We start from the raw sequence: 26450 nt of genomic DNA, 5'->3' as shown, positions 1-26450 counted from the left end.
GGGATTTTGATGGAGGTTTTTGTAAAACAGACGGTATTTAACCCATATCTTGAAGGTCAGGCCGTTCATGTAACAGGGGACGATATCGACGGTGATCGGTATGACATAGTTTGTCTAGTTAATAACGTTCAAGGCGATTACATCACATTAGTTAATTATAAAGGAGAGCTTATTGGGCCTATACATCTTGAAAATTTCACTTATGGAAGGGACGCATTAAAAATAGCAGTAATAGATATTGGAGGGAACGAAAAATGAGTAATCAAAACCAATCTGCAACACCGGCTTATTCAACAGCATTAACCAAGATCAGCAATACGTATTTCCCAATGATTGAACAGCAGCTTACAGGCAACGGCTTGAATATGGATCACTACGCTAAACAATGTGTTATGAGTGCCATTTCAAGCATTAACGCTGTTCTTGATACCAAGGGGATTAAATGGACCGACGAACAACTGGATAAGAGCAATGTGACCCAGACTTTGCTCACTGTCGCATCGCTTAAATTAAATGCTGCGGCAAACCCGCGCGAAGTGTACTTCCAAATGAGGAGTGTAAAGAAGAAAGTCAATGGGAAAGACGTATGGACGAAGCAAATTGAGCTAGGCATAGAGGGAGATGGCAATGATGCCATTCTCTCTAACTTCGGACGGGGAATCGACACGGTGCATCAATACTGGTTGGTTCGTTCGGAAGATGAATTCGAGTATCCAGCGTACAGAGGGATTGATGTAGAGCCTCCTGTTTGGCGCCCAACAGGAAAAGGGGAAGTAGTGAGAGTTGTCTATCCAATCACCAAAACTAACGGACAGGTTGAATATTATATTACAGAGCGGGAGGACGTTTCTCGCAATTTAATTGCACATATTAACAACAATCTTATGAACGAGACATTCGGCATCGCTAAAAGCCGTTTTGACGCAACTCCTGCGCAAAAGAAACAGATCGATGAAAAGAAAAGAGAATTTTTAAACAAAGTAAAAGAACTTGGCCTGAATGCACTTGATGACGAAGAAATACAGCAGCATATCAGCCCAGCATGGAAAGATCCACAAAGTAGAGAGTCAATGTTAATTCGAAAGATGCGTAACAATATTGTCAAGAAAATTCCTAAAGATTTTGGTAATGCCTTTGTTGAAATGACCTACAGCGAAAGTGAAGATGAAAATCTTGCTCGCCATCGACGAGAAGTGAATGAAAATGCTAATCAGGAATTAATCGATGTCCAATATGAAGAAAGTCCTTCAAGCGAAGAGAGTGAACCTTCTGAAGCTCCCAATAATCAGGATCCTGAAATTATTGATGTTGCAGAAGAGCCAAAAGAAGAACCTAAAAAGGAAAAACAGGCAGATTTATTTGAAACACCTGCCAACGGTCCAGACTGGTGATCGAAATTACAACTATAGCTACTGGGAGCACAGGGAATTGCTATCACATTACTGATGGCGTAACTTCCTTGCTCCTGGAAGCAGGAATTAGATTCAGAGACATTCAGAGAGCACTTAATTTTAAGACTACAGACATTGCAGGAGTATTAGTTACCCACGAGCATAAAGACCATTGTAAGGCGGTTCAGGATGTTGCAAGGGCTGGTTTGGAAATATACATGTCGGTTGGAACGAAAGATGCTATTGGAATTAATCATCATCGCATCAAAACGGTAGAAAAACTACAATCTTTTACGATCGGTACGTGGACCATATTGCCATTTGACGTGGAACACGACGTATCCGAGCCTTATGGGTTTCTGTTAGCTAATAAAGCCGGAGATAAGCTCCTGTTTGCCACAGATACCTATTATGTCCGGTATAAGTTTACTGGTCTTACTCACATCATGGTCGAGTGTAATTATTCAATGGAAATACTATTAGAAAATATATCTACTGGCAGGGTCCACAAAGCCATGAAGGGACGGCTTCTACAATCTCATTTCAGTTTAGCAAATGTGAAAGAGTTTATGATGGCCAACGATTTATCAAAAGTGCAAGAGATTCATCTCCTGCACTTATCTGACACAAACAGTGATGAGGAATTGTTTAAAAGAGAAATACAAGAGCTTACCGGAAAGGTCGTTCATATAGCTTAATTTGCTGGAAAGGAGGTACTCGTTTGGGCGGTTGGATAAAGTTTCACAGGAAAATACTCGAAAATGAATTATGGCATGATGTGACTACTTTTAGATTGTTTACCTTACTCCTGTTGCAGGCCTCGCACAAAGATGGGTTAAAGATAAAAGGGATTGAAATCAACAGGGGACAGTACCTCCGATCCTATTCAAAATTAGCCGAAGACCTGGAATTTAAAGAAGGAAGAGGATACAAAAAGGTATCAAAAAGCACAATTAAGCGTTCCGTTCAGAAATTGATAGACGAGGGAATGGTCACTGTTCGCGAAACGGATAGCGGAACGGTGTTCAGCATAGTCAAATACCATGAGTATCAAGGTTTAGAGGGTAATGAGGAATCATTTAACAGAACGGATAGCGGAACTTTAACAGAACGAACCCAGAACGAAGACGGAACGAACCCAGAACAAGAACAAGAATTAAAGAATTTAAGAATTAAAGAATTTAAAGAAAAAGTAGTAGTAGAATCACCACCAAATGATTTGGCAGCAGTTTTCCGTTTTTATGAACAAAATGGATTTGGGACCATCGGGACTTACATAACAGAAAAGATCATTGCCTGGTGCGATGATCTTTCAGAAGCCCTTGTCTTAGAAGCTTTAAAGCAATCGATTGAGAACGGAAAGAAATTTTGGAGCTATACAGAGGGAATCCTGAAAAATTGGGATGATAAAAACATTAAGACCGTCGAGCAGGCCCATGCTGACCGACTGGAACACAAGGAAAAGGCGAGCCAATCTTATCCACGAAGACGCGCCACTAGAGTTGAGGCTTTGCCTGATTGGTTTGGGGACGAGGATAAAGGACCAGAAGAGGCAGAATTTACCAAGGAGCAGGAGGCGAAAAGAAAGCGGCTAGAGGAGATCCAAGATAAATACCGAAAAAAGGAGGCTGAAACTGCGAATGGATCACATTGAGGTTATGGAGAAAGAGACACATGAAATGTCTCGAAAAAGGAAATTTTTCACAGAAAGTTTGCGTTCTGGAGGAGTTACCCAATCAATTTCCGGTAAACAGTTGCACCTTCTTTCTTGCGAAGAATTAAAGCAGGAATGGATAAATCATCAAGCTGGAAATATCGACATAGGTAGTGGTGAAAATAAGTGGTTTTAGGAGGTTGTGTTCATGAAAACAATATGTATCGATTGTAAATCCTATCCAGTACGAAGAAACGGTAGCTATCTCTGCACAAGTTGTTACGAAAAAGCGCTTCGTGACTCGATAAGGAAAGAACAGCAATGAATGAGCAGGGACGCTGTAAACGTTGCGGGAGAGTATTGAAAAGCGAAAAGAGCATTGATGCCGGATATGGACCGGTTTGCAAGAAAAAGCAGGAAGCTGCAGACGCAGAATTCGAAAAAATCCAGATTACCATTTTCGAAGAATTGGAGTATCAGAAAGGGTTGAGAGCGTGAAAGGTTCTTTGTATAACAGATCTTATGCTAATCGTGGAGCACAACTTGAGAGACTGGTAGACATGACAAATCGACAATACCAAACCAAAGGAATCGCCGATATCCGTAAGGTCCCTACTCCCGTACAGATAACGAAGCATAACGGACGAACGGTAACTGGGTACACAAAAAAGGGAGAATGGGTAGATTATGTGGGAGTATATGACGGTCGATCAATCGTATTTGATGCTAAAGAGACAAGGGAGACAACACGCTTCCCACTCGCCAACATAACACACCATCAATTCTTATTGCTCGAATCATGGTACCAGAAAGGCGCAAAATCCTTTCTTATCATTTCTTATACAAAACGAAACGAAATATACCTTTTGCCTTTCAAACAGTTACAGGAGGCATGGGAGGGTTATGTAGGAGACGGAAGAAAATCAATTCCTTACGAAGAATTCTTAATGAATTGCGATTTAATCACAAGTGATAAAGGTTATGTGCTGCATTATTTAAAGCATGTTTAAAAGGAGGTTTTTACTTTGGATTTGCCAGATAAAATCATTGGTCTTGATCAGATAAGAATCAATCGAGGACTTGAGAAAATCTGTAAATGTAAAAAACGTCGCTTTATGATCGACACAAAAAATAGGCGTATTACTTGTCAAAGTTGCGGAGCTGTAGTTGATCCATATGATGCCATGTACGAGCTAGCGATGAATGGCGAAAGAATGCAGCAGCAGGTTGAAAACCTACTGGAACAACGAAAGCAGATAATTAATTACAAGCCGTGGCTGGTCGCCATTAAGAAATTAGAAAAACAATATCGCGGGAGAAAAATGATTCCCAATTGCCCACGGTGTCACGAGCCGTTTTATCTCGAAGAATTGACTACATGGTTAGGAAAACCATTTGCGGATGCGCGAATCAAGAAGTGGCGGGAAAGCAACGAGGACAGGAGTGAAAAACGTTGAGGAAAGTTAGAGCTCATGAAATAAAACAGGCCTTAGCAAAAAAGCACGAAAGAACAAATGATTTTTTTCTCACAGAGGTAAAAAATGGACCAACCCATATTGGTAATGATCTATATATCATGGACGGACTGGCAATCAAGAAAAGCTGGGTTAACCCCTTAATTACTGGATATGAGATCAAAGTATCCAGAAGCGACTTTTTAAGTGACGAAAAGTGGACAGCATACAAGCATTACTGCCATCGATTAGATTTTGTGGTTCCTGAAGGTATGATCCAACCAAATGAACTTCCAGAGGATATAGGTCTTATTTATTATCAACCTGAAAAGCAGACGTTGCGAACCCGTAGGAAAGGAAAAATTCGAAATATAGAAATGCCATACGAAATGTTTTATTACATCATCATGAATCGATTGGATAATGCACAGTACCCTTTCTTTACATCAAAGCGTGAATATTTCGAGGAGTATGTCCAGGATAAAATAAACTCTCAGCAGCTGGGGCGTAAAGTGAATTCAAAGTTAATTGATGAGGTTTCCAGGCTGGAATCAGAAAACATGTCATTGAAACGAGAAAATGAAAATCTGAACGAAAGCAGTGAAATTGTTAAGGAAATTGCAAAGGTTCTTCGGCGACACGGGTTTAATTTTCACTATCGATGGAGATTTGCTGTGGACATTGATCGAGCATTGAGCACAGCTCTACCACCTCACTTGGAAAGAGATTTGAGGGATATAAAAGATATAAGTGAGCGGCTGTACGGAAATTACAAGAAAAAGGAAAATGCATAAAAACTATCTAAGGGTGATTATCAATGCAACTAGACTTATTTCGGGAAATCATTGTCGATAATTTCGCAGGTGGTGGTGGCGCATCATCAGGGATTGAGATGGCAACTGGCTTAAATGTAGATATTGCAATCAACCATGATCCAGCAGCTATAGCAATGCATAAAGCAAACCACCCCGATACTGAGCACTACTGTGAGAGTGTTTGGGATGTTGATCCCCAGAAGGTTGTTCAAGGTCGGAAGGTCGCTCTTTGCTGGTTATCACCAGATTGCAAGCATTTTTCCAAGGCTAAGGGCGGTAAGCCAGTTAGTAAGAAAATCAAGGGCCTTGCTTGGGTAGCACTTAGATGGGCAGCTACTGTTCAACCGAGAGTGATCATCTTGGAAAATGTAGAGGAATTTAAAACCTGGGGACCGATTAAGGACGGGAAACCAGATCCAAATAGAAAAGGATATACCTTTAAATCATTTGTCCATCAGTTCCGAAAACATGGTTATGAAATCGAGTGGAAGGAATTAAAAGCTTGTGATTATGGTGCTCCTACAACACGAAAGAGATTGTTCTTGATTGCTAGATGCGATGGCCGTTCAATCGAATGGCCAGAACCAACACACGGTGATCCGAGTGAGGTAAATGTCCAGTTAGGGTTAAAAAAACCGTATAGGACTGCAGGGGAGATTATTGATTGGTCGATTCCTGCTCCCAGCATTTTCAATCGTAAAATTCCGCTGAAAGAGAATAGCTTGATTCGGATTGCTAGGGGATTAAAGAAATATGTGATTGAGTCAGACAATCCCTACATTGTTGAGGACAAAGCGTGTTTTGTACAGCACTATTACACCCACCAAGGCAAGGAGACAAGGGCCAACAGTCTTCACAGACCATTGGCAACTATACCGACAGCCAATAGGTTCGGTCTTGTAACAGCATTCCTAGCTAAACATTACGGTGGAAACTATAAGGGAGCAGGAATTGGAATTGATGAACCATTGCACACAATAACCATGAGAGACCATCATGCTCTAGTTACAGCATTCTTGATTAAATATTACGGTCAAGGAGTTGGACAGTCGCTCCATGAAGCGCTGCATACCATTCCGACTAAAGACAGATTCGGATTAATAACAGTTGCTGGGGAGCAATACAGAATAACAGACATCGGCATGAGGATGCTCCAGCCACATGAACTATTCAAAGCACAGGGTTTCCCGGACAACTATATTATCGATCGTGACCATGAGGGTAATAAATACCCGAAAACACAGCAAGTTGCAAGGTGCGGTAATTCAGTCCCACCACCATTTGCAGAAGCTCTAGTACGATCAAACTTGCCAGAATTGTGTGTTGAGAAATACGAATATAAAGCTGTTGTTGGCAGTTAGGGAGGAGAAAGAATGCACCAAATAACTCTGGATGAACTTATGAAAGAGGAAAGAAGAACAAAGGAGCGCAACTTGCCATGGTTTTTACAAATTTCGTCCGCCCCATTGTTGAAGTTTATGGGGGAGGTGGCTTCGCACCCTTCGGGAAATGGTGAGATTAAACAGACAAATTTAAATAAAGGGACCCTCGGCTTTATTAATGGGGTTCAACCTGGGGCATACTGCGATCAATCCTTTTCTTCACGAAGTAAGCATTGCTACGTGAGTTACTTGGACCTAGTTCCAATGAAAGTAACTGAATTCACAAAAGAGGAAATAGAAATGGAATACCCCAAACAATTTGAATTTGTTGAAGTTATGTCAAATAGCAAAATGAAAGTGATTGATAAAGGATACCTCGTCACCCTGCATCCAGATAAATTTTGTTTGAAAGACAGAGACCAGGAAGGAAAAATCTTAAACGAAAGGTGTTATGACGCTAGAGTTCACCATTTCAAGGGATATGAACCTAAACGGCTCTTAGTTTGGAGGGACGGCTATGAGTCCTCTGCAGGAAATTAACCAAATAGCGAGCAAACTACCCTTAGCAGTATTGATGGACATAAACCAACGAATTGGTGACTGGCTGGCATCCGGAGGGAATGAGGATGATCCATACATCGAGCAACAGCTGCGCTTCGCTAAACGGTTTGTTCCAGAAAACAATTACCCCAATAAAGGGAGGTTGACACAGGAATGAAAAAGCTAAAGCATTGGTTCGACTGCAGATTCAAAAATAAGCACAGATACAATTATTACACAAATCGTTGCATCGTTTGTGGTAGAAGGAAATAGCTCTTAGGGAGGTAGAGGGATGAAAAAATGGGAATGTAATGCTTGCGGGAAACCTATCGAGGTTCCAGACAATTACGAACCGGAATTTTGTTGTAGTGGCTACATGTGCGGTTGCTATGGAATGCCTGTTAATCCGGCGTTTTGTGATAATTGTGAACGCAAGATATTAGGGGCGGAGGTAGAAGGATGAGTGAATCATTTCGTCTTTATAAAGTTGTAGAAACTGAGGGCATGAGCGCAGAACAATTGCAGAAGGTTTTAAATAATGCTACAGACGGGTTTCCGGAAATGCAGATTGATCACGTTGTTGGAACGAAATTAATTTTAGGTTATGAATCTATGTTAAATGCAAAAGGCAGGGCAGAGGCGGCGTTGAGAAAAGGATTAAACGCTAAAGTTAACAACACGATTCAAGGGGGACTAGCCAATGGATAAGGAACGGTTGGAAGGTATAAAAAACAGGCTATCAAATTTTAATTTACTCGTTGGAGTTATTTATACACTGGTGACCTTATTCAAATAAAAGAGGGGAATCCAAATGCGACAAAAAGGGGACAAGTACAGACCAATCGTAACGATCGATAAGGTTAAAAAAGGGATACCAACAGTAATACATGTTTCTGGACAAAAATATGTGTTACAGCATCCAAATCAGTATAGGAGGGGTTAGATTGCATGACGAAGGGACAAAGGCGGTAATTGATTTATTAGACGATAAAAAGATGTATGTGGTCAAGGAAGGGCGCTTGATTGAACATACATTACCGGATTACGGAGAAGTAACGGTGGTTCTGCTAGGTGGAAAAGTGGACAGGCTGGTAGATAAAAGTAGTAGGAAGGTGTAGCTAATGGAAAAGGTCATGATGCTAAAAGGGGTAATAGAAACATATCAAAATGATTTCGATTGTGGGTATGAAGGTGAAGACAAAGAATCTATACGGCCTATTATTTTAAATCTGATAGTTGAATTGTCAAGATATACAAATGGACTTAGGTATTGCAGCAAGAAAGATTGCTCGTGTAGTCCAGAGAGAAAAATAAAACAAATATTGAATAAACACGAAAAGGAATTGGACCGAGTTTTATTTCTACCGTTAAGTCTTTGTTCAATCAATATGTTAAAGGTGAAGAGGACTTTGAAAAACATATAAAGCTAATCAAGAGTAGGGGGGATAACGTGATTTTTAAAATACTTAGATCCATAGGCCTTAAAACATTTTTCATAATTTCCGTTCTTTATTTCCCTTTAGTCATAGTAGCGTTCTTGCTTACAGCTACTAATAGCGAAGATTGGAAAAAGAACATAAAAAGATATTACTCAGATATGTGGAAAGACGCATTTTAATAAAGGACTCACTAGATAAGAAATTATAAAACAGGAGGTTATTTAAATGGGAAGAGATATTGAAACAAAGCATACTGCTTATAATTTAAGGTTTAAAGAGCATGAGGTTTTTGAGGATAAATTAGTAGTTGTTGACGAATCAGATACTCCTTTCATATGGTTGGACAAAAATACGGGAAAGGTCAGTTTTGGAGGGAAATACTTCCGTATGTACAAAGAACAAAGATTGCTAGAAGTTTTATATGAATTTGTGTATGCAGCAGCAGATTATATGCATGGAACTGATGAAGAAATAGACTGGATGGCAAGAGTGGAATCTCTATTAAAAAAGTTTGATGAATTACCAGAAGAAATAAAAATTAAACAATAGTCCCAACGGAAAAACCGAGGGCACCAAATTAACGCTAGGGCGGCGTGTTTGGTGTTTTTTTATATTTTTAGGGAGGGGAAGAGAAAATGATTTTTAAAGATAGCGAAATACCTAATACAAATATACTAGAGTTTGATATAATGGAAATGCCATCCAGTTGTGTGATTGTGATTTGTGATGGAAAAGCGAAAGTTAGAGAACTTCCTCCGCATGGAGAGTACAGGATTGTTACGCATCAGGGGAAAGTGAAGCGGATGAGAAGGGAGGAAGGAGAAGAGTTCTAATATCAAATCTCCTCTAGCGACAAGTCCAATTATAAAAATACTTAATCAATGGAGGTAATCATGTTAAAAAAGGTAGTCATTCATAACCTTTTCGAAAGTAAAGAACCAACAACGCTATCTCTGGAAAATAAATTATATATCATAACAGGGGATAATGGTTCAGGAAAAACTACGATATTAAATCATATATATTATGCTTTAAATGGAAACTTCGAATGGTTTTTTGGAAAAAAGTTCAGGGAAACTGAAATGATCTTTACCCCAAACAAGCTGAATATAAAAAAAATGGAAATAAGGATAGTAGACAGTGATTGCATTAAGGTTGATTATTTGGTTGGTGATATAATTTATTCCATAGAGGTAAGTCGCTTAAATCCTCCGAGAGGCGGGTTTCAATTTATCTTTTGTAACGAGGATGAGGATCCAAGCGATGAAGATGAATATGGTATTTTTAGAGTGCCTAAGAACAATTCTATTAATGATCTAATAAAAAAACATATAACATTACGATTTATTAGCGAGATAAGAAAGTCTTTATTATATTTTCCAACCTATCGACGAATTGATAATGATATAAAAAATTTGCTAGAGAATACAACTGATAGAAAATCTGATTACATATTTTATGATCTCGATAAAAAAGTAGAATTCAAGATGCATGACTTTTTAAATGATCGAAGGGTCATTGGGGTAGGGGATAAAGATATTGAAATTGTTTATAAAAAGTATTCAGATGATCTGAGGGCTTTTAACTCGGAAGGGCTTAATGAGTTATTAAAAAACTTCATTCAGGCAGTTATAGAAAGATTGTATAAAGATGAGGATCGAAAACTCGGTCACTTTGAAATTAATACTGAAATGAATACTAAAGCACCTTTCTTATTGGAAGAGTTGGCGGATAAACTAGAGCTATCAATAGAAAAAGATAAGGTGCATAATTTCTATGATAAACGCAACTTACGTAATAAGGAATTGGTATCACTAATGAATAAAAATGGGAATATCAATATTGATCTAGCTAACAACAGGGGGGGGATTAAAAATGGCAAGAAAGAAAAAAAGGTAACTGATAAAGGTATCAACGATATAATAAAATCGTTGTTATTCGGTTTTTCAATTGATATGGATACTGTAGATCAGTTGTTAAATTTGTATAGTGATCATATTGCAAAGCAAGAGAAACTATTAGAACCATATCGCTTTATAAGTGAGGGTTTTGATATGTTTTTTAATAACAAACTAAAGATTAACATGGATTCGAAAAAGTATGATATTTCTTTTTCTAAGCCTTTTTCAAGGTTGTCTACAGGAGAAAAACAGTTAATAACTATATTGTCCTACTATGGATTGGCCTTACGCGATGGCCCATTAGATCCTTTTGTAATAATTGACGAACCTGAGCTATCCTTACATGTCTCTTGGCAAAATAAACTCTTAAACCACTTGCTGAAAAATGAAAAAACCAATTTGTTAATTGCAACCCATTCGCCTTTTGTTGCAAATATGAATAAGTATGGTAATTTTATCCATCAATTAGGTGATATAGATGCTAATTACTAAAGGTTCTTCTATTACAGAAACTGTCGATTCAATAGTCTCTACTGAACATTTTACTGGTGAGCCATACGATGGTCCTCCACTATTGATTGTTGAAGGTGTTGACGACATACAAGTGTTACAAAAGTATTATTACTTTTATAATAATGGAAGTCTTCCGTTCAAGGTTGTATTGGGCAGCTTAGATGAAAAAATGGGTGGAAAGAAGAGAGCATTAGATGCATATAGTGAAAATAAAACCAAATTTAATCAAGTTTTTTGTCTTATTGATCGGGACTTTGATTTCCACTTAGGTGAAGAAAGTGATGACAAAAATGTATTCTACTATGATTATTACGAGTTAGAGAACTATTTATTCGACTCTGAGATTTTAAAACTCCTATTTGGAAGATTTTTTAATTGCACTACTATTGATCAATATAATGTATTAGTTCAAGAGTTACAACATCTAGCTACGATATATGTTCCTTATTCCCAATTGGCTTATTTCAGAGAACTTCACTTCAGAGGAAAAACGGAAATTTTATTATCTGAGGATGGCATCAATAAGTTTTCCAAAATTGTAAAAATAAAACCCGAAAGGATAATAAATGATGATTCATTGGAAGATAGGGGGGTGCCCACAGCGGAGAGGATTGAAAAGTTTTTAGAAAAGGAACTATCAGAAATAAACTTAACCATACAAAGAATAAAAGATAACTTTAGTCATGATAGCTTTTTGTTAATAGCCGGAGCTAGAGAGATTAATGAGGAGTCTGAAGGATTGGATTTTTTTCGATACTTTATTAGCGGGAAATTTATACTTGGATCTTTAGCTATATTATTTAAAACATTTACTAGTATGAGGTATGTTAATAACGTAGATAGAAATAGTATTGAAAATACTCTTAAAAATGAATGGATTCCTAAGAATTCAGTAATGTTTAAACAGCTAATAGAATCAATTGAAAATGAAATTACTTAGTCTGCCTGGCCAACCAGAGGACAGCATTTGATGACAGCATTCAGCTGTGTCATTTGTTGTCCTCTTTTCATTTTCTCGGAAAGGACTTGAAGAGATGAATCAACCATTACAAGACCAATTAAAGGACCGAAAACGAGATTATGAAGAGGTCACTAAAAAGCCATCGAAGTACCGTAGAGAAGATTTAACTCAATCAGATACAGTATCTCATGGGTATGGGTAAGCCGGTATTTCGCTAGTATAGAGGTTCATTCAGACAACGATAAGGGGGCATCATTTATGTGGGCGGACAAAATGATTATTCAGTATGAAGGCGGGCGCAGGGAACTGGGGAGAATGAAACAGAATTTGGGCGATTCTGATTTGGACAGACAAGATAAGAAACATATTAATAGCATGATCAGTGATATGTCCTTTGCTCTCGATTGGATGAAAACAGGGAGAAGACCAGGGAATCTTAGGGGGATTGATAGGAGGTCCGTTTATCAACGCACTGCTTTGGTAGATATGGAACTCATGCCAAGCTTGGATATTACTCCCGAGCCAAGGGATTTGGAAAACGATGAAAAACAAGCACTCATGAATATATTAATTGATCTATCACATAGAGAGAGACAGTGTTATTTGCTCCACATGTCTCAAGGTTGGAGTATGCAAGAGATAGCTGACGAACTTAACATCAAGAAGCCTACTGTTCAGAAATTTATCGAAAGAGCGAAGAATAAAATAAAAAGAAAATTATCGTGTCATACGAATGTCATATGATCGCCACTAATAAGTGAAGACTTATTAACACGGCGCCATCTGTCGGAAACGGATACCGCCACTCAATGAAAATAGTATTTGGAGATCGGATTGCCAACCGGTCTCTCTTTTTGTAGGTAATTAAATACTCTTCATCATTCCGCAGGACTTACATTTGCGGATTAATTTACTCTCTTCTATGTAACTGTGAAAAGCAGCAGTATCGCAGTTATCACAACGACCACTCTTAATATCAGGGTGCTCCTTTAAAACGTAAATCGTATTGAGATCATATTTTTCCATATCTATGGTGATCAGATCCTTTCTGTGCCTTATATATATTAGCATAAAATTTGATAATGAAGGCAGGACATTTAGCCTATGTGTCGAAATATAGACATAAAGGAGGAATGTTCCATGAGTAAGTACAAAGTTAATATTCTTCTTAGAGATGGCAGAAACATTGAATTTGTAACAAAAACCAATGTAAATAAGGCTAAGAGACAAGTGGTCATGGGTGACGAGTATTTGGTTACGGAAGATTTATACATAATTAGCTACAAGGACAGCAAGAAAATAAACGTCGAGGAAATAGGGAAATAGTTTTAGGGGGATATTATGAAAAGAAATATGGAGCTTGTAAGAGAATTATTGTTATTAATCGAAAGTAATAATGATAGAAGAGAACTTGATATTCCAGATGATTGGGATAGAGAATTTGTGGCCTACCACCTAAAAATTTTAGACCAAGCAGGTTTCATAAAAAATAACACTAAATGGGCTGACAACAAACCGATGTGGATGTTTGCCTCTATAACATGGGAAGGGCATGAATTTCTAGATTCAATTAGAAATGATGACGTGTGGAGCAAGACTAAGGCAGGAATTAAACAAAAAGGTTTAGAGATTGGTAATGTTCCGATTGAAGTATTAAAAGAATACGCTAAGTTGCAAATGAAAAACTTATTCGGTTTAGAATAGCACCCAATGTGGTGCTTTTTCTTATGCCTAAAATTCGGAGGTGGCGGTGATATGTAAAATGCCTAACTGGGAAGATATAAAGAGAGAGTGGGAAACAACTAAGATTACATTATCTGCATTGGCAGAGAAACATGATGTAAAGCTAGGGACCCTTAAGAGTAGAAAAAGCCGCGAAGGTTGGTCGAGAGATCCGACTAAAAAGGATGCAACCAAACCGAAAAAGGTTGCAACCCCTGCAAAAGGGATGCAACCGAAAAAAGAGATAAAAGATCCATCTGTAGAATCTGTAAACTTAACGGACAAGCAACGGCTTTTCTGTATTTACTACATTAAATATTTCAATGCTACTAAGGCATATCAGAAGGCATATGAGTGTGCGTATACAACCGCGATGGTTGAAGGGCACAAACACCTAAGAAACCCTAAGATAAGCTCCGAAATTGATCGTTTGAAAAAAGAACATACTGCAGATTTAAAGCTGGATGTTAAAGACATTCTTCAAAAATATATCGACATTGCTTTTGCCGATATAACTGACTATGTAGCATTCGGGGGCAGGGAAGTTCCAGAACGTGATGAGCAAGGTCGGCCATTGACCGATGACAAAGGCGATCCAGTTATGAATTATTACAGCTATGTAGATTTGAATGAATCTGATCAAGTGGATGGTTCCATTGTGACAGAAGTAAAACAAGGGAGAGACGGTATTTCTATAAAACTAGCTGACAAAATGAAGGCTTTTGAAATGCTGTCCAAGTACTTCGATCTGTTGTCCGAAAATGATAAAAAGCGGCTGCAGGAGGAAAAGATTAAACACTCTATAAAAATGGATGACGCTAAGCTCGAACTTCAGAAAAAAGCGGCTGAGAAAGAAACGTCGTTCAATATTATCGATAATAATATCGATCTTTCTTCTTTGTCAGATGAAGAACTGGAGAAGGCGTTGAGTAAATTTGATGAATCGTAGAGTTGTATTAGAAGAAAAGTTAAGACGCGCTATGAGGATGAGAGCATTGCTCTCTCGGGAAAGCTTTTGGGATTTCTGTAAAACTATGGCACCAGATTTCTATAAAGAGGAACGATGGTACCTAAAGTTATATGCCAAGACTTTGGAATCCTTGTATGAAAAGAAATTAACTAAATCATATTTTCGAGAGCTCGCTGCATCTATTGCTCCTGATTGGTTCATGAATGAATTTGAATGGGATAACATTCCGGACAAAAAAGATCCGTTTGTGAAGCTTCTTATTAACATACCACCGCGTCATGGGAAATCTAGGACATTGATTCTGTTTTGTCAGTGGGTCCTAGGGAAAGAACAGGATAACAAGATTATAACTGCATCTTACAATGAAGATTTGGCCACCGATTTTAGTCGCTACACGCGTGATGGGATAAATGAGGAAAAGTCAAGCCTTATGGAGCTTGTGTATTCGGATATCTTTCCTGAAGTGCACATCAAACGTGGTGATTCTTCTTATCGACAATGGTCGCTAGAGGGTAAACACTTTAGCTATAAAGGAGCTGGGCTTGGTGGTTCTGTAACAGGTAAGGGAGGAAACATACTTATCGTTGATGATCCTATTAAGAATGCAGAGGAAGCTTATAACGAAAGAACGCTTGATAAGCAATGGTTATGGTACACAGGTACATTCCTTTCTCGTTTAGAGGAAGCGGGTGGCCGTCCAATTGAAATTGTCAATATGACCAGGTGGTCTAAAAAAGACTTGTGCGGTCGCATCCTTGACGGAAAAGGAAAAGGTGAATGGTTTACCCTTAAAATCGAAGTGAAAAGTAAAGAGACCGGAGAAATGCTTTGTGAGGACCTTCTTTCTTCTCATCGATACGATTACTTCAAAGATGAAATGGAAGAGGGCGTTTTTTGGGCGAATTACCACCAGAAGACGATAGACCATAGAGGAAAGCTGTATAAATATTTCAAAACGTATACAGAGATCCCGAAAGACGAAAATGGGAACTTGCTTTTAGAAAGGATCTTTTCTTATACGGACACTGCAGATCAAGGTGATGATTACCTATGTACCGTAGTTGTTGGAGAATATCGGGGCTATGGTTATGTATTAGATGTTATGTATACGAAAGAGGACATGGAAGAAACAGAACCCCTTACTGCAAAGCAACTGGAAGAAAATAGGGTTAACCTTGCTATATTCGAGTCAAACAATGGAGGAGAAGGATATGCTAGGAACGTCAAAAGAGAAATCAAGGGGATTAACGAGAAGTCAGGTGTAATTATTCATTCATTTCATCAATCAAAAAACAAGAGGGCGCGAATCATATCAAACAGTCCGTTTGTAATGAAAAGGGTTCTATTTCCCGTTGACTGGAAGGCGCGTTGGCCAGAATATTATAAGTCCATGAACGAGTACCAACGAGAAGGTAATAACACTCATGACGATGCTCAAGATGCTACTACAGGGATTGCGGAAATTTTGCAAAACAGAATTGATAAGTTAGATGACTACCAGAAAGGAAGACCATCAAGACAAAGACCTAAAGGAAGGAGGAGATAAACTTGTCAGAAACAAATGTAAAAGCTCGGGTGATCAAAGCTTCCGTTTCACATACTACCCAACAATTGTATAAGGATGATTTTTCCAATCAATACGGAGACATAATAGCTCCCCCATACAATCTTAAGGAACTGAAGATGATTGGAGAATATTCATCCATCCTGCAGCAGTGCGTGGATGCCTATAAAACTAATATCATTGAGTTTGGAATTGAACCATCTTATAAAATTGACGTCAATTCGGAAGAGATCGAAGAAGAGGTTAGGCGACATGCTGAAGCGGAATGGACCAGACTGGATGAATTCGTTCGTTATTTGAACCTAGACGAATCACCAGAAACAATTCTCGGGTATGCCTTTGATGATCGTGAGAAAACAGGTAATGGTTACCTTGAAATCATCCGTGATGGAACAGGAGCTCCGGTTGGTATTGAGTATGTTGATTCTCAATTTATGCGTGTTTGTAAAAAAACTGTAGAAGAAGAGATTGAATACACCATCCTTGAAAATGGCCATGAAAAGAAAGTGAATCGCTGGAAAAGGTTTCGGAAGTACGTTCAGTTGGTCGATGATAAAAAAGTCTTTTTTAAGGAGTACGGGGATCCACGAATTATGAACAGTGCCACCGGAAAGTTTGATGATAATACTCCAGATAATTTGCAGGCCACTGAAATTTATCATATGAAGATTGGCAGCGGGACATATGGAAAACCTCGTTGGATTGGTAACCTTATCAGTTTGTATGGGGCGCGGAAAGCAGAAGAATTAAATCTAACATATTTCACAAATGGAAGACATATCCCAGCTGCTATTACTGTTTCAAACGGTAAACTGGATGATTCATCGTATAAAGCATTACAGGACTACATGGATGATCTAACAGGCAGTGATAATGCTCATAAGTTTCTTTTACTCGAAGCGGAAGGGATCATCGAAGAAAAAGTAATGAATGGAGATGAAAAAATAACTCCAGCTAAAGTAGAAATAAAGTCCTTAGCAGAAATCCTGCAGCAAGATGCTCTCTTTTTAGAATACGACGAGCGGACTAGGCAAAAGATACGGTCATCATTTAGACTTCCACCATTATACACGGGAGAAGCACAGGAGTTTTCGAGGGCGACGGCAGATACAGCTCGAAAAGTAACTGAGGAACAGGTATTCCAACCCGAAAGAAAGGCACTGTCAAGGGCGTTGAACACTCTGTTTCTCGAGCCTTTGGGATTTAAACACGTTCGACTATCTGTTAAGGGTGCTGATTTTCATGATCCTGTCGAAATTGCGGAGGTATTAGAGCCATTTATACAAGCAGGAAGTGTTGCTCCTAACGATTTACGGGATCTACTTAGCAAAGTTTTAGGTAAAAGGATTGATGCATTTCCTGATGAATATAACGTTCCTATACAGGTATTGTTGCGAGAGTCTAGCAATCCACTGTCTGGCTTAATAGATGTTCAAAAATCGGGTGAAAAACAGACAGACCTTATCAATCTTTTAAAGGATATGCGGGATGTTTTAGAGGACTTAAAAAATGAGAAAGATTGATAGGTTAATCAAAAGTCTGAATGATTTCATTGCAAAAGCAGATGATGAAGAGGAAAGCATTGTCAATATTGTTCCTGAATTTCCAGGACTTGATGGTCTGCCCGCGATCATTGAAGACTACGAAATTACCATCGCACGATTGCTTAGGGAGCAACGTAAGAGGTTTTTAGATGAGTTTAAAGCATTCATACTCAAAAGCGATAAAGAGACACTAGAAGCATTCCTGGTGTTTTTAAAGAATGATTTATTTGCAGGGGATGAGTTTGCGGAACAGTTTGGAGAGGAAACGGCCAAATTCTTAGGAACGACCATCGAAGAACTGGCCAAGACAATGATGGATTCTATTGATAAGGATATCCAATTTGAGGTTCTTTCCGGACGTACCGTCAATTGGATACAAAATTGGTCCAAGGATTTAGCTGATTTAATGCAATTGAGTACTAATGAGGCACTAGAGAAGGAACTTCTGCTAGCCATTGAAGAAGGCGAATCAATAGCTGAATTTGAATTACGTGTAAAGGATATGCCCCAATTCGACAGAAAGCGGGCTCGGACAACTGCAAGGACTGAAATACTCACTGCATCTAGTCGGGCACACTACGAGTCGTTTAAGCAGAGTCCTGCTGTCAGAGGAAAGAAATGGAAACATAGTGGTAACAAGAAAATAAATCCAAGAGAGACACACGTAGCCATGGATGGGGTGACTATTCCTGTTGATGATTATTTTTATGTTGATGGCGAAGCGGGATTATATCCTAGAGATACGAATTTTAGTGCGAAAAACCGTGTTAACTGTGGCTGTGCTATTGGTCCTGACGTGGATGAGGAAATTTTAGGTTTATCCAAAGAGGAAAAAGAAGCAATTAGACAGGAAGTACTTGCTGAAAATGCAAATTAAAAATTATGTCCTTAGGCCAGCATAGCACTTGCACAATATCCCGTACCAATTGCCCAAATTGTTTCAAATGTTGATGAAATGAAATTCTTTATTTTAGTTTTCATGGGCATCGCCTCCGTATTTGTAGGAAAAAGTGTGATACTCCAATTTCTTAACAGTGAAAGGGCGATTAGTATTGGAATAAAGGTCACTATCGGAATTGCACCGACATCTGCTGACACTAGCCTAAAGACATAATTATCAGATTATTATACCACGAATCAGGAGGTTTTGTCAATGTTTGTTACTACTAATCAGTTAATAATAACGAAAGGAGGTGAACAATAAATGCCAAGAGAACTACTTAATGCAAACATCACCCATGTCTCATATGTAGACAAGGGTGCTAATCAAAAGCAGTTTTTCTTCACCAAGTCAGATAAGCAACCAGATTTTAAAAAAGAGGTTAAGTTGTTTATCAATAAAGAGGATGATGAACAACAGCTGGTTTATGGTGTTGTTTACGAACCGGGAAATGCGGATGATTCTGACACTTGGGATTCACATGATGATTTCATGACAGCGGGAGAAATTGAGAAAGCTGCACACGGTTTTATGAAAGATGCCCGCAACATCGATATGCAGCACGATTTTGAAGCTGGTGTCGGTGAGGTGGTGGAATCCTATATCGCCCCTGCAGACTTCGATCTTGGAGAAGAAACAATTACTAAAGGATCATGGGTTTTAGTCACGAAGGCCAGCGATGAAGTCTGGGAAGAAATTAAGAAGGGTGAAATCACCGGTTATTCCATGGCAGGTACTGCAGAAACGATTGAAAAACAGAATAAGAAGCAAAATGAAAAGCCTGTTTTCAAGTCTGATGATCAAGACGAGGAATTCAAGGGCTTTTTTAATATGCTTAAAAGTTTCTTTTCCAAGGGCGAAGTGCGGGACCGTTACGAAGATAACCAAAAACGCCGTAATTTGTGGGCTGTTTGGGATGGGATGGAAGATACCTTCTATGATTCCCTTTGGGATAATTACACTCCAGACGTCGCAGATTTTGAACGTTTAGAAGCGGGTGTCCGTGACTTCCTTGAAATAATTCAAGAGATCAAAAGTTCAGGGGATATTCAAAAGGCGTTAGAAAGTAGACCAGACACAATAGGAAAGGGTGAAACCAGAATGAAAAAAGAGGATTTTGAAAAGCTTCTAGATGAAAAGTTAAATCCAATCAACAAGCGATTAGAGGACATTGAGAAAGAGGAACAAGAGGAGGTCAGCGATCCGTCAAACGATAAAGATGATGACGTGGTGAAACAGTTCTCTTCTGTTCTTGACGAAAAGTTGGATCCTATTAATAAGCGTCTTGAAACAGTGGAAAAGGCAAGAGGTGTTTCCAAACAGGCAGATCAAGACGATGAGAAACAAGAGCTTGTTCAAAAACACTATCTAACAGGGATTATTTAATTTAAAGAATCCGGAAAAGGGAGGAAAACATAAATGAAAACAAATCAGCAAATCATGAAGACAATTGAAACTGGCTCAATTTCTTCTGGGCTATTGAATCCAGAACAGTCTCAAAAGTTTATCCAACAGACTTTCGAGGCTACTGCGCTTGGGGGTCTAATTCGCAAAGAAATGCGAAAAGCAAAAACGGGGGAAATCGATAAGATCGGTATTGATTCTCGTATCCTTCGTAAGAAAACGGAAAACACGGATGATGGTTACCGCGCTAAACCAAAGTATGACAAGGTAGAATATGCAACTACTGCTGTACGTTTACCTTGGGAAATCACGGAAGAGTCTTTGCGTGAAAATATTGAGGGGCAAAACTTCGAGGACATTGTAACCAAGCTTATGACCACTCAACTTGGTGTCGATCTTGAGGACATTTATATCAATGGTGATGAAGATACACCATCCGATGATGAAGATTATGATTTCTTAAAAATTAATGATGGTTGGTTGAAACAACTTCAAACAGGCTCACACATTGTTGACCGTGCTGATAGTGGCGAAAAAATGTCACTAGACTTGTTTTATGATGCACTGAAAGCTATGCCGGACAAATTTAATAATGGTTCGCTACGCTGGTTGGCAGCTCCATCATTTATCCAAAAATGGGAGCAATACTTGTTGAACCTGTCTATTAAAAATGGTGGCGGCTTATCGGAATCGTTAATGAGAGCACCTGGAAGCACTCCATTTGTTCCAGTTCCACGCATGCCAGCAGATAAGTTCATGTTAACAGATCCGAAAAACCTTAATGTGGTTAACACTTACGACGTGAAAATTCGCAAAACAACTGAAGGTGAAAAAGCGATTATGCAGGATAAGCGTTTCTATGTTGTTCACCTTGATTTTGACCCAATCATTGAAGAAAAAAATGCTGCAGTATTGATAAAAGGATTGGCTTAATATGAAAAAAGTTAATAACACTATGAAATCACCCATAGAGGTTGACGCTAAAGGTTTCACGGCAATTGTTGACGAGGATGAAAAGGGAGTTAAGGCAATCCCTTTTGTACAGGTTACCAAAAATGATGATGGCACATTCTCCTATGGTGGCGGTTCGGGCGGACAGGATGGAAAGTCAGCTTACGAGGTAGCTGTGGAGAATGGGTTCGAAGGAACAGAAGCGGATTGGCTTATATCCTTAGAAGGAAAAAAGGGAGACAAAGGTGATCCTTTTACCTATGACGACTTCACGGCTGAACAATTGGAAGATTTGAAAGGTAAAGATGGGGCAGATGGTGTCAGTATCACTGGAGCAACTTCGGACAGTGAAAAAATTACTTTCGAATTGTCTAATGGCTCAACTATAGACATCCCTTGGCCAACACAGGAATAAGCAGAAAAAGATTAGAGGTGAGTTGGAATGATCAAGTTAAAGCTGAAAAACGCTTTATCCTACAACGGGAGTGTCTCTGCAAACAGTAGAAAACCAAATGTAGAGGTAAAGACCAAAAAAGAAGCGGATAACCTTGTTTCTAGCGGTTATTTTGAAATCGTTGAAGATGAAAAGAAAGAAGAGGAGTGATTGTCCATGCCTATCACTCCTGCTGATTTAAAGGCTTATAGCACTTTCGAAGCGGTCCAAAAACGTCCAGATGAACAACTGAAAATGGACATTCTTGAAGCTGAGTCATATATCGATAGCAAGATAGAAAAAGCTCTCCAAGAATATGATGAGTTACCTCCTAAGCTAAAAATAGCTTGGTTGAAGGTAGCTCAATTTTATGCGCTTATCAATGGTGATGAGTCCATGGCTAAAGGCTATAAATCAGAAAAAATAGGGGATTACTCTTACACATTGTCTGATGGTAGTAGTTTATCCATGCCGGACGTTTCCGGTTTGCTTGATGACTTCATTCCAGACGATGGTAGAAATTCTGATAGATTTTTCCTAAGGATGCGTCCGTTATGAGTTATGAAAACCTATTAACACATGAATGTGATGTTTACCATCTAAAATCACGACCAGTAGAGGGTGGTGGGTTCGGTGTGCCCACGAAGGATAGGCAAGAAGAGCAACATTATGATGAGGATCCGGATATCTCTGAACAAAACTGTTATTTTACCGAAAATACGCAGACCATTAGTCAAGGTGAGCCGAACGCTATCATTATTGAGCGGCAATTAGTTCATTTCCCTATTTCTGCTGACATCCGTATAAATAGTAAGATTGTTTGGGAGGGCATTGAGTATAAGTCCCAGAAACCAAGAAATATCAAGAATCATCATCAGGAGGTCATCTTAGTAAGGAGTGAAAGCCTATGATGGACATTGAAGGTTTACCAGAATTCATAAAATCCTTAGATAAAGCAATCAATGGGGGATTGGAAGAACAAATTGGATTATGGATGGAAGCTATGGGCATGGAGTTTTTAGACATTGTTCAAGATGAAATCATTCGAACCGAAACAGTGGATACTAGAAGGTTATTAAATTCATTTAATAAAGGTGACGAAGATAATATCTGGTCCATTTCATCCGGCGGACTTACACTTGATATCGGTACAAATGTCAAGTACGCCAGTTATGTCAATGACGGGCATTTCACTGTAAACCCTAACTCTGGGAAAGACAGACGTTGGGTTCCGGGTAGGTGGAAGGGCGAGCGCTTTGAACATGATCCAAATGAGCGAGATAGCGGAATGCTACTTGCTATTAAGTGGGTTGATGGGACCGGATATTGGGACAACGCCTTAACAATATTCGAAAGAGTATTTGAAAAAGGCTTAGATAAAAAGCTTCAGGAATGGTTAGATACGGCATTTTAGATTTAAAGGTAAGGGATGTGAGTAAATGGCGACTAAAGAAGAGTTGAAAATTAAGTTTAGTGCTGGAAAAAAACCTACAGGACAGGATTTTTCCGACCTTATTGATGGTGTAGAAGGTCCACAAGGGGAAAAGGGGAATCCGGGCCCACAAGGTGAACCGGGTATTCAAGGTGAGCCAGGAGTGGATGGCGAACAAGGTCCACAAGGTGAACCAGGAACAGCCGGGAAAGATGGTGAACAGGGACCAAAAGGAGATCCTGGAGCTGATGGGAAATCGGCTTATGATATTGCAGTAGAGAAAGGGTTCGAGGGTACTGACGAGGACTGGTTAGAATCTTTAAAGGGACCCAAAGGTGACCCCGGTTTTATTAACGAAGATCAATATAACAGGGTGCTTACTCGATTAGATAATTTAGAACAAGCAGTAGAAGGATTAGGGACTGAATAAACTAAGTACATTTCAGTTGTTAGAAAGTATCTTAGGGGGTGAGAGATATAGAGAATGAAAGAGGATCCATAATGGCTTTCCTTTATAATCTGTTTCAAGTGAACGTGTATGACCAAGAGCTACCAGAGAATTTTGCTGTACCATCACTATACGTCCCTACACCAAGTTCTTCGGACGGTAGCGATACGGTTAGTACTTTTCGAAATGATTATGTTTTGCCAGTAAAACTGTTTCATGTCAATACAAATAGGGCCCTAGAGGAAGCTGGAAAAATAGCAACAGCCATTAGAGAGGATCGGTATCTTATACCCTTATTGGATCCTTCAGGAGCGTCCACAGGAGATATGATACGCATTAGTAAAGTGGAGACACGCCGACTAGATAATGGCGTAGCCTTAATATCCATTACTTGGAATAGTCGATATTTCTTCCGGAGGCCTAAAGCTGGGTCAATTGATAATTTTGACATTGATAGTGGGGTGAAAGAATGAGTAAAAAAGCTAAGTTCCCCATCGAAATGCTAAGAGAACACGTTACTGAATTATTTGGAGTCAAGGTGGAGGTTTTCGATGCAGCTGTTTCTCAGATAAATAAGAAAGAAGTTACAAAAGCCGAAGTCCGTAAAAGGATTAAGGCTTATTTAAATAAGGAGGTAAGGTAAATATGAATGGTGGAACTTTCACACCCGGTGTCGCCAAGGAGCGCCCGGGTATTTATTTTAGATTTACAGAAGCTTTAACGGGTAATATTTCCGCAGGAGAAAGAGGTCGGGTAGCTATACCGGTAGTATTAGATTGGGGGGAATCTCATAAAGTATTCGAAATTTCCAATGATCAGGAAGCAAGGGACAAATTAGGTTTGGGGCTCAATGAGATGTTCCTCGTTAAAGAGGCTAAAAAACGAAGCCAAACGGTCCTAGCTTATAGAGTTAATACTGGAGAGAAAGCAACTGCTACTCTTACCGGATTAGAGGAAGAAGGAGAACCTATCGAACAAGCTGAGATAGGGAAAACATTCATTGTTGCCAGTGATGAAAAGATTCCTGGAAATGGAATTATCCAAGCTCGTTACGGTGGAGTCAAAGGTAATCAGATTATGATTGCTGTAACCGAGAACGTGCTGGACGATAGCCTAAAAGATGTTATCACCTATCTCAATAATAATGAGGTTGACCGCCAAACAGTAGAAGTCTGGGAAGAATTAGATAACAATGATTATGTCGTTTTTTCGGAAGAAGGGACATTAGCTCTCACAGCTGGATTACACCTGACTGGTGGTGAAAATGGAACTGCTACTGGTGATGATTATTCTAAGTTCTTTACCGCAATCGAATCCGAGTATTTTGATGTAGTAGGGTTGCCTGTTGATGATGATGAAGCCAAAGTTTCTTTAGTTTCATTTGTTAAGAAACTACGTGAAGATCAAGGGGTTAAAGTAGTTGGGGTAGTTGCGGATTATGTGGCTAATTATGAAGGGATCATTAACGTAACAAATGCTTTAGTGCTTCCTGACAGAGAATTAACCAAGGCTGAGACGGTTGCCTGGGTAGCTGGCGCAAGTGCTGGTGCTGCTTTACGACAGTCTTTGACTTTTGTTCAGCACGATGAGGCTATAGATGTAATACCTCGTTATGACAACCCTGAAACTATAAATCGCTTGAAAAAAGGTGAATTCATGTTCACCTATGATGGTCGAGATAAAACTGTTTCTGTGGAGCAGGACATTAACTCCTTACAAGCTATTAATAGTAAGTTCCGTAAAAATAAGATTATTCGAATCTTAGATGCAATTAATAATGACATCACTCGAGGAATTAAAGAGCTGTTACAGACACGGAAGAATCTTGGAGAAGATATTCCTGCTAATGAGGATGGAGAACAGTTAGTACGCTCGATTGTAGTTCAATATTTATCTGGACAACAAGATGAGCAAGTTTTAATGAACTTCGATCCTGAAACCGATGTGCAAATTGCAATTACATCTCCAGGAGATGGCTTCAACATCGGGGTAGCGGTGCAGCCAGTAGATTCTGCTGAGAAATATTACTTTGATGTGGAGGTGCAATAATAGATGAAGGCACAAAATACTATTCATGGTCGTGAAGGAAGGCTGTTTTTTGAAGGTCAGGAAATGGCACATATTAAAACCTTTGAAGCAACCATTGAGAAGAGCAAATCTGAGGTGAATATTATGGGCCGGAGAATGACTGGACATAAAACTACTGGAGCTAGTGGATCAGGCACAATGACCTGTTACAAGGTTACTTCTCAGTTCATTAAACTTATGATGGATTATGTTAAAAAGGGCGATGACAAGTACTTTACAATACAATCAGTGCTAGATGACAAAGGATCAGGCAGAGGAACTGAGCGGGTAACTCTTATCGATGTTAACATCGATAGTGTAAAGGTAGCTAGTCTGGACGTTGATTCGGAAGCTCTAGAGGAAGAAATTCCTTTTACCTTCTACGATATTGACTTGCCGCAAAGTCTTTCAGATAAAGTCTAAACTAAAATAAAACAATTGGAGGAACAGAAAATGGTTAATCAAATTGAAAATAATAGTATGAATGAGGATGAGATCCAATCAATGGATCTCTCCTTTTTTTTACCAGGAAATCAGAAGCAAGTAGAGGTAATCAAACATCCGATTTCAAAACGTTTCTTGGACAACGATGGAAACATAATCCCCTTTATCTTTAAAGCCATCGCCACTGAAAGAATTGATGCTATCGAGGAATTGAATACACGAATTACTAACTTTAAGGGTAGACGTCAAGAACGAGTAGATTATGCACGCTTCATTGCTCAAGTAGCGGTTGAAACTACGATATATCCTGACTTCTCTGCTGCAGATTTGAGAGCTGCATATAAAACTGAGGATCCTATCGAGATCGCTAAAAAAGTATTACACGTAGGTGGGGAGTATACTAACTGGATTCAAAAATGCTCCGAGATCAATGGATTTGATGATACTTTCGAAGAACTTGAAGAATCAGCAAAAAACTAAT

Annotated in this window: 41 protein-coding genes; 40 read left to right on the top strand and 1 reads right to left on the bottom strand. The window is 39.1% G+C overall.

All coding sequences use genetic code 11. From position 1 onward, the window contains the following. The first annotated feature begins 9 nt into the window (after window positions 1-9). From KI375_RS08090 to KI375_RS07995, 21 genes are all read left to right on the top strand, one after another. On the top strand, window positions 10-258 hold the full coding sequence (locus tag KI375_RS08090) for a hypothetical protein (protein ID WP_212972984.1): 249 nt from the start codon (window positions 10-12) through the stop codon (window positions 256-258). Further along, window positions 255-1391: a hypothetical protein gene (locus tag KI375_RS08085; protein ID WP_212972983.1), complete on the top strand. Its 1137-nt coding sequence runs from the start codon at window positions 255-257 to the stop codon at window positions 1389-1391. The genes KI375_RS08090 and KI375_RS08085 overlap by 4 nt, the downstream gene beginning before the upstream one ends. Next, entirely contained in the window at window positions 1388-2089 is a 702-nt protein-coding gene (locus KI375_RS08080) for an MBL fold metallo-hydrolase (protein ID WP_212972982.1), read from the top strand. The genes KI375_RS08085 and KI375_RS08080 overlap by 4 nt, the downstream gene beginning before the upstream one ends. Window positions 2090-2112: 23 nt before the next feature. Then, complete coding sequence (locus KI375_RS08075) at window positions 2113-3045, top strand: DnaD domain-containing protein (protein WP_212972981.1); 933 nt, start codon at window positions 2113-2115, stop codon at window positions 3043-3045. Continuing rightward, window positions 3032-3241 (top strand): hypothetical protein, encoded by a 210-nt coding sequence (locus tag KI375_RS08070; protein ID WP_212972980.1) that lies wholly within the window; start codon window positions 3032-3034, stop codon window positions 3239-3241. The genes KI375_RS08075 and KI375_RS08070 overlap by 14 nt, the downstream gene beginning before the upstream one ends. A 125-nt stretch (window positions 3242-3366) precedes the next feature. Beyond that, window positions 3367-3543 (top strand): DUF6011 domain-containing protein, encoded by a 177-nt coding sequence (locus KI375_RS08065; protein WP_212972979.1) that lies wholly within the window; start codon window positions 3367-3369, stop codon window positions 3541-3543. Next, window positions 3540-4055 (top strand): Holliday junction resolvase RecU, encoded by a 516-nt coding sequence (locus KI375_RS08060; protein WP_280528633.1) that lies wholly within the window; start codon window positions 3540-3542, stop codon window positions 4053-4055. Before KI375_RS08065 ends, KI375_RS08060 begins: the two co-directional genes overlap by 4 nt. 15 nt (window positions 4056-4070) lie before the next feature. Continuing rightward, entirely contained in the window at window positions 4071-4502 is a 432-nt protein-coding gene (locus KI375_RS08055) for a hypothetical protein (RefSeq protein WP_212972977.1), read from the top strand. Beyond that, window positions 4499-5293, top strand: coding sequence for an MmcB family DNA repair protein (locus tag KI375_RS08050; RefSeq protein WP_212972976.1), 795 nt, complete (start codon window positions 4499-4501; stop codon window positions 5291-5293). The genes KI375_RS08055 and KI375_RS08050 overlap by 4 nt, the downstream gene beginning before the upstream one ends. A gap of 23 nt (window positions 5294-5316) precedes the next feature. Continuing rightward, on the top strand, window positions 5317-6675 hold the full coding sequence (locus KI375_RS08045) for a DNA cytosine methyltransferase (RefSeq protein ID WP_212972975.1): 1359 nt from the start codon (window positions 5317-5319) through the stop codon (window positions 6673-6675). A 12-nt stretch (window positions 6676-6687) separates the two neighbouring features. Continuing rightward, complete coding sequence (locus KI375_RS08040; RefSeq protein WP_212972974.1) at window positions 6688-7236, top strand: hypothetical protein; 549 nt, start codon at window positions 6688-6690, stop codon at window positions 7234-7236. After that, window positions 7214-7414, top strand: a complete 201-nt coding sequence (locus KI375_RS08035) for a DUF6877 family protein (protein WP_212972973.1) — start codon at window positions 7214-7216, stop codon at window positions 7412-7414. The genes KI375_RS08040 and KI375_RS08035 overlap by 23 nt, the downstream gene beginning before the upstream one ends. Before the next feature lie 114 nt (window positions 7415-7528). Beyond that, window positions 7529-7699, top strand: coding sequence for a hypothetical protein (locus KI375_RS08030; protein WP_212972972.1), 171 nt, complete (start codon window positions 7529-7531; stop codon window positions 7697-7699). After that, window positions 7696-7944: a hypothetical protein gene (locus KI375_RS08025; protein ID WP_212972971.1), complete on the top strand. Its 249-nt coding sequence runs from the start codon at window positions 7696-7698 to the stop codon at window positions 7942-7944. Before KI375_RS08030 ends, KI375_RS08025 begins: the two co-directional genes overlap by 4 nt. A gap of 236 nt (window positions 7945-8180) precedes the next feature. Further along, window positions 8181-8354: a DUF3954 domain-containing protein gene (locus KI375_RS08020; RefSeq protein WP_244852419.1), complete on the top strand. Its 174-nt coding sequence runs from the start codon at window positions 8181-8183 to the stop codon at window positions 8352-8354. Window positions 8355-8900: 546 nt separating this feature from the next. Then, complete coding sequence (locus KI375_RS08015; RefSeq protein WP_212972970.1) at window positions 8901-9224, top strand: hypothetical protein; 324 nt, start codon at window positions 8901-8903, stop codon at window positions 9222-9224. Between the two features lie 86 nt (window positions 9225-9310). After that, window positions 9311-9508, top strand: a complete 198-nt coding sequence (locus KI375_RS08010; protein WP_212972969.1) for an XtrA/YqaO family protein — start codon at window positions 9311-9313, stop codon at window positions 9506-9508. 60 nt (window positions 9509-9568) lie between these two features. Then, window positions 9569-11068, top strand: coding sequence for an AAA family ATPase (locus tag KI375_RS08005; RefSeq protein WP_212972968.1), 1500 nt, complete (start codon window positions 9569-9571; stop codon window positions 11066-11068). Continuing rightward, window positions 11055-12029, top strand: coding sequence for a DUF4435 domain-containing protein (locus KI375_RS08000; protein ID WP_212972967.1), 975 nt, complete (start codon window positions 11055-11057; stop codon window positions 12027-12029). Before KI375_RS08005 ends, KI375_RS08000 begins: the two co-directional genes overlap by 14 nt. Before the next feature lie 94 nt (window positions 12030-12123). Beyond that, window positions 12124-12252 (top strand): hypothetical protein, encoded by a 129-nt coding sequence (locus KI375_RS27660; RefSeq protein WP_280528632.1) that lies wholly within the window; start codon window positions 12124-12126, stop codon window positions 12250-12252. A 56-nt stretch (window positions 12253-12308) separates the two neighbouring features. After that, on the top strand, window positions 12309-12794 hold the full coding sequence (locus tag KI375_RS07995) for a sigma factor-like helix-turn-helix DNA-binding protein (protein WP_212972966.1): 486 nt from the start codon (window positions 12309-12311) through the stop codon (window positions 12792-12794). Between the two features lie 120 nt (window positions 12795-12914). Here KI375_RS07995 and KI375_RS28125 read toward each other — a convergent pair whose 3' ends face one another. Next, on the bottom strand, window positions 12915-13076 hold the full coding sequence (locus KI375_RS28125) for a DUF8096 family protein (RefSeq protein WP_244852417.1): 162 nt from the start codon (window positions 13074-13076) through the stop codon (window positions 12915-12917). Window positions 13077-13190: 114 nt separating this feature from the next. On the opposite strand from KI375_RS28125, the gene KI375_RS07990 reads away from it, so the two are divergent. The 19 genes from KI375_RS07990 to KI375_RS07900 all read left to right on the top strand — a co-directional run bounded on the left by KI375_RS07990 (window position 13191) and on the right by KI375_RS07900 (window position 26449). Beyond that, entirely contained in the window at window positions 13191-13376 is a 186-nt protein-coding gene (locus KI375_RS07990; RefSeq protein WP_212972965.1) for a hypothetical protein, read from the top strand. A 15-nt stretch (window positions 13377-13391) separates the two neighbouring features. Then, a complete protein-coding gene (locus KI375_RS07985; RefSeq protein WP_212972964.1) occupies window positions 13392-13754 on the top strand; it encodes a DUF2513 domain-containing protein in 363 nt (120 codons plus the stop codon). 58 nt (window positions 13755-13812) lie between these two features. Beyond that, window positions 13813-14721, top strand: a complete 909-nt coding sequence (locus KI375_RS07980) for a terminase small subunit (protein WP_212972963.1) — start codon at window positions 13813-13815, stop codon at window positions 14719-14721. Further along, window positions 14711-16288: a phage terminase large subunit gene (gene terL, locus KI375_RS07975; protein WP_244852414.1), complete on the top strand. Its 1578-nt coding sequence runs from the start codon at window positions 14711-14713 to the stop codon at window positions 16286-16288. Before KI375_RS07980 ends, terL begins: the two co-directional genes overlap by 11 nt. Before the next feature lie 2 nt (window positions 16289-16290). Further along, complete coding sequence (locus tag KI375_RS07970) at window positions 16291-17829, top strand: phage portal protein (RefSeq protein ID WP_212972962.1); 1539 nt, start codon at window positions 16291-16293, stop codon at window positions 17827-17829. Then, window positions 17816-18727 carry a phage minor head protein gene (locus tag KI375_RS07965; protein WP_212972961.1) on the top strand — a complete coding sequence of 304 codons (912 nt, stop codon included), beginning with the start codon at window positions 17816-17818 and terminating at the stop codon, window positions 18725-18727. Before KI375_RS07970 ends, KI375_RS07965 begins: the two co-directional genes overlap by 14 nt. A 327-nt stretch (window positions 18728-19054) precedes the next feature. Then, complete coding sequence (locus KI375_RS07960; RefSeq protein ID WP_212972960.1) at window positions 19055-20176, top strand: XkdF-like putative serine protease domain-containing protein; 1122 nt, start codon at window positions 19055-19057, stop codon at window positions 20174-20176. A gap of 33 nt (window positions 20177-20209) precedes the next feature. Next, window positions 20210-21127, top strand: a complete 918-nt coding sequence (locus tag KI375_RS07955) for a P2 family phage major capsid protein (protein WP_212972959.1) — start codon at window positions 20210-20212, stop codon at window positions 21125-21127. 1 nt (window position 21128) lies between these two features. Then, window positions 21129-21560 (top strand): hypothetical protein, encoded by a 432-nt coding sequence (locus KI375_RS07950; protein ID WP_212973192.1) that lies wholly within the window; start codon window positions 21129-21131, stop codon window positions 21558-21560. A 27-nt stretch (window positions 21561-21587) separates the two neighbouring features. Continuing rightward, entirely contained in the window at window positions 21588-21749 is a 162-nt protein-coding gene (locus tag KI375_RS07945) for a hypothetical protein (protein ID WP_212972958.1), read from the top strand. 6 nt (window positions 21750-21755) lie between these two features. After that, window positions 21756-22136 carry a protein YqbG gene (gene yqbG, locus KI375_RS07940; RefSeq protein ID WP_212972957.1) on the top strand — a complete coding sequence of 127 codons (381 nt, stop codon included), beginning with the start codon at window positions 21756-21758 and terminating at the stop codon, window positions 22134-22136. Further along, window positions 22133-22489: a DUF3599 family protein gene (locus KI375_RS07935; RefSeq protein ID WP_212972956.1), complete on the top strand. Its 357-nt coding sequence runs from the start codon at window positions 22133-22135 to the stop codon at window positions 22487-22489. The genes yqbG and KI375_RS07935 overlap by 4 nt, the downstream gene beginning before the upstream one ends. Then, on the top strand, window positions 22489-22992 hold the full coding sequence (locus tag KI375_RS07930) for an HK97 gp10 family phage protein (protein WP_212973176.1): 504 nt from the start codon (window positions 22489-22491) through the stop codon (window positions 22990-22992). Before KI375_RS07935 ends, KI375_RS07930 begins: the two co-directional genes overlap by 1 nt. A gap of 25 nt (window positions 22993-23017) precedes the next feature. Continuing rightward, window positions 23018-23440: a collagen-like protein gene (locus KI375_RS27655; protein ID WP_212972955.1), complete on the top strand. Its 423-nt coding sequence runs from the start codon at window positions 23018-23020 to the stop codon at window positions 23438-23440. Window positions 23441-23487: 47 nt separating this feature from the next. Then, window positions 23488-23931, top strand: a complete 444-nt coding sequence (locus tag KI375_RS07920) for a phage portal protein (RefSeq protein ID WP_212973175.1) — start codon at window positions 23488-23490, stop codon at window positions 23929-23931. Next, window positions 23928-24101: a YqzN/YkzM domain-containing protein gene (locus tag KI375_RS07915; RefSeq protein WP_212972954.1), complete on the top strand. Its 174-nt coding sequence runs from the start codon at window positions 23928-23930 to the stop codon at window positions 24099-24101. Before KI375_RS07920 ends, KI375_RS07915 begins: the two co-directional genes overlap by 4 nt. Window positions 24102-24103: 2 nt before the next feature. Continuing rightward, window positions 24104-25507, top strand: coding sequence for a phage tail sheath family protein (locus KI375_RS07910; RefSeq protein ID WP_212972953.1), 1404 nt, complete (start codon window positions 24104-24106; stop codon window positions 25505-25507). 3 nt (window positions 25508-25510) lie between these two features. Continuing rightward, window positions 25511-25948: a phage tail tube protein gene (locus KI375_RS07905; protein ID WP_212972952.1), complete on the top strand. Its 438-nt coding sequence runs from the start codon at window positions 25511-25513 to the stop codon at window positions 25946-25948. A 57-nt stretch (window positions 25949-26005) separates the two neighbouring features. Then, entirely contained in the window at window positions 26006-26449 is a 444-nt protein-coding gene (locus tag KI375_RS07900; RefSeq protein ID WP_212973174.1) for a phage tail assembly chaperone, read from the top strand. Window position 26450: the final 1 nt, after the last annotated feature.

The sequence above is a fragment of the Bacillus sp. J14TS2 genome (genome assembly GCF_018333015.1).
GTDB lineage: Bacteria > Bacillota > Bacilli > Bacillales > Bacillaceae_C > Lederbergia.
Note: the sequence above shows the minus strand (reverse complement) of the source record. Positions and strands in the feature narration are given on the sequence as shown.

Bases quoted from the DNA above. Each gene is read 5' to 3' on its own strand.
- KI375_RS08090 (WP_212972984.1), top strand. From the start codon at position 10: ATGGAGGTTTTTGTAAAACAGACGGTATTTAACCCATATCTTGAAGGT.
- KI375_RS08085 (WP_212972983.1), top strand. From the start codon at position 255: ATGAGTAATCAAAACCAATCTGCAACACCGGCTTATTCAACAGCATTA.
- KI375_RS08070 (WP_212972980.1), top strand. From the start codon at position 3,032: ATGGATCACATTGAGGTTATGGAGAAAGAGACACATGAAATGTCTCGA.
- KI375_RS08065 (WP_212972979.1), top strand. From the start codon at position 3,367: ATGAATGAGCAGGGACGCTGTAAACGTTGCGGGAGAGTATTGAAAAGC.
- KI375_RS08045 (WP_212972975.1), top strand. From the start codon at position 5,317: ATGCAACTAGACTTATTTCGGGAAATCATTGTCGATAATTTCGCAGGT.
- KI375_RS08040 (WP_212972974.1), top strand. From the start codon at position 6,688: ATGCACCAAATAACTCTGGATGAACTTATGAAAGAGGAAAGAAGAACA.
- KI375_RS08035 (WP_212972973.1), top strand. From the start codon at position 7,214: ATGAGTCCTCTGCAGGAAATTAACCAAATAGCGAGCAAACTACCCTTA.
- KI375_RS08030 (WP_212972972.1), top strand. From the start codon at position 7,529: ATGAAAAAATGGGAATGTAATGCTTGCGGGAAACCTATCGAGGTTCCA.
- KI375_RS08025 (WP_212972971.1), top strand. From the start codon at position 7,696: ATGAGTGAATCATTTCGTCTTTATAAAGTTGTAGAAACTGAGGGCATG.
- KI375_RS08015 (WP_212972970.1), top strand. From the start codon at position 8,901: ATGGGAAGAGATATTGAAACAAAGCATACTGCTTATAATTTAAGGTTT.
- KI375_RS08010 (WP_212972969.1), top strand. From the start codon at position 9,311: ATGATTTTTAAAGATAGCGAAATACCTAATACAAATATACTAGAGTTT.
- KI375_RS08005 (WP_212972968.1), top strand. From the start codon at position 9,569: ATGTTAAAAAAGGTAGTCATTCATAACCTTTTCGAAAGTAAAGAACCA.
- KI375_RS08000 (WP_212972967.1), top strand. From the start codon at position 11,055: ATGCTAATTACTAAAGGTTCTTCTATTACAGAAACTGTCGATTCAATA.
- KI375_RS27660 (WP_280528632.1), top strand. From the start codon at position 12,124: ATGAATCAACCATTACAAGACCAATTAAAGGACCGAAAACGAGATTAT.
- KI375_RS07995 (WP_212972966.1), top strand. From the start codon at position 12,309: ATGTGGGCGGACAAAATGATTATTCAGTATGAAGGCGGGCGCAGGGAA.
- KI375_RS28125 (WP_244852417.1), bottom strand. From the start codon at position 13,076: ATGGAAAAATATGATCTCAATACGATTTACGTTTTAAAGGAGCACCCT.
- KI375_RS07990 (WP_212972965.1), top strand. From the start codon at position 13,191: ATGAGTAAGTACAAAGTTAATATTCTTCTTAGAGATGGCAGAAACATT.
- KI375_RS07985 (WP_212972964.1), top strand. From the start codon at position 13,392: ATGAAAAGAAATATGGAGCTTGTAAGAGAATTATTGTTATTAATCGAA.
- KI375_RS07980 (WP_212972963.1), top strand. From the start codon at position 13,813: ATGCCTAACTGGGAAGATATAAAGAGAGAGTGGGAAACAACTAAGATT.
- terL (WP_244852414.1), top strand. From the start codon at position 14,711: ATGAATCGTAGAGTTGTATTAGAAGAAAAGTTAAGACGCGCTATGAGG.
- KI375_RS07965 (WP_212972961.1), top strand. From the start codon at position 17,816: ATGAGAAAGATTGATAGGTTAATCAAAAGTCTGAATGATTTCATTGCA.
- KI375_RS07960 (WP_212972960.1), top strand. From the start codon at position 19,055: ATGCCAAGAGAACTACTTAATGCAAACATCACCCATGTCTCATATGTA.
- KI375_RS07955 (WP_212972959.1), top strand. From the start codon at position 20,210: ATGAAAACAAATCAGCAAATCATGAAGACAATTGAAACTGGCTCAATT.
- KI375_RS07950 (WP_212973192.1), top strand. From the start codon at position 21,129: ATGAAAAAAGTTAATAACACTATGAAATCACCCATAGAGGTTGACGCT.
- KI375_RS07945 (WP_212972958.1), top strand. From the start codon at position 21,588: ATGATCAAGTTAAAGCTGAAAAACGCTTTATCCTACAACGGGAGTGTC.
- yqbG (WP_212972957.1), top strand. From the start codon at position 21,756: ATGCCTATCACTCCTGCTGATTTAAAGGCTTATAGCACTTTCGAAGCG.
- KI375_RS07935 (WP_212972956.1), top strand. From the start codon at position 22,133: ATGAGTTATGAAAACCTATTAACACATGAATGTGATGTTTACCATCTA.
- KI375_RS07930 (WP_212973176.1), top strand. From the start codon at position 22,489: ATGGACATTGAAGGTTTACCAGAATTCATAAAATCCTTAGATAAAGCA.
- KI375_RS27655 (WP_212972955.1), top strand. From the start codon at position 23,018: ATGGCGACTAAAGAAGAGTTGAAAATTAAGTTTAGTGCTGGAAAAAAA.
- KI375_RS07915 (WP_212972954.1), top strand. From the start codon at position 23,928: ATGAGTAAAAAAGCTAAGTTCCCCATCGAAATGCTAAGAGAACACGTT.
- KI375_RS07910 (WP_212972953.1), top strand. From the start codon at position 24,104: ATGAATGGTGGAACTTTCACACCCGGTGTCGCCAAGGAGCGCCCGGGT.
- KI375_RS07905 (WP_212972952.1), top strand. From the start codon at position 25,511: ATGAAGGCACAAAATACTATTCATGGTCGTGAAGGAAGGCTGTTTTTT.
- KI375_RS07900 (WP_212973174.1), top strand. From the start codon at position 26,006: ATGAATGAGGATGAGATCCAATCAATGGATCTCTCCTTTTTTTTACCA.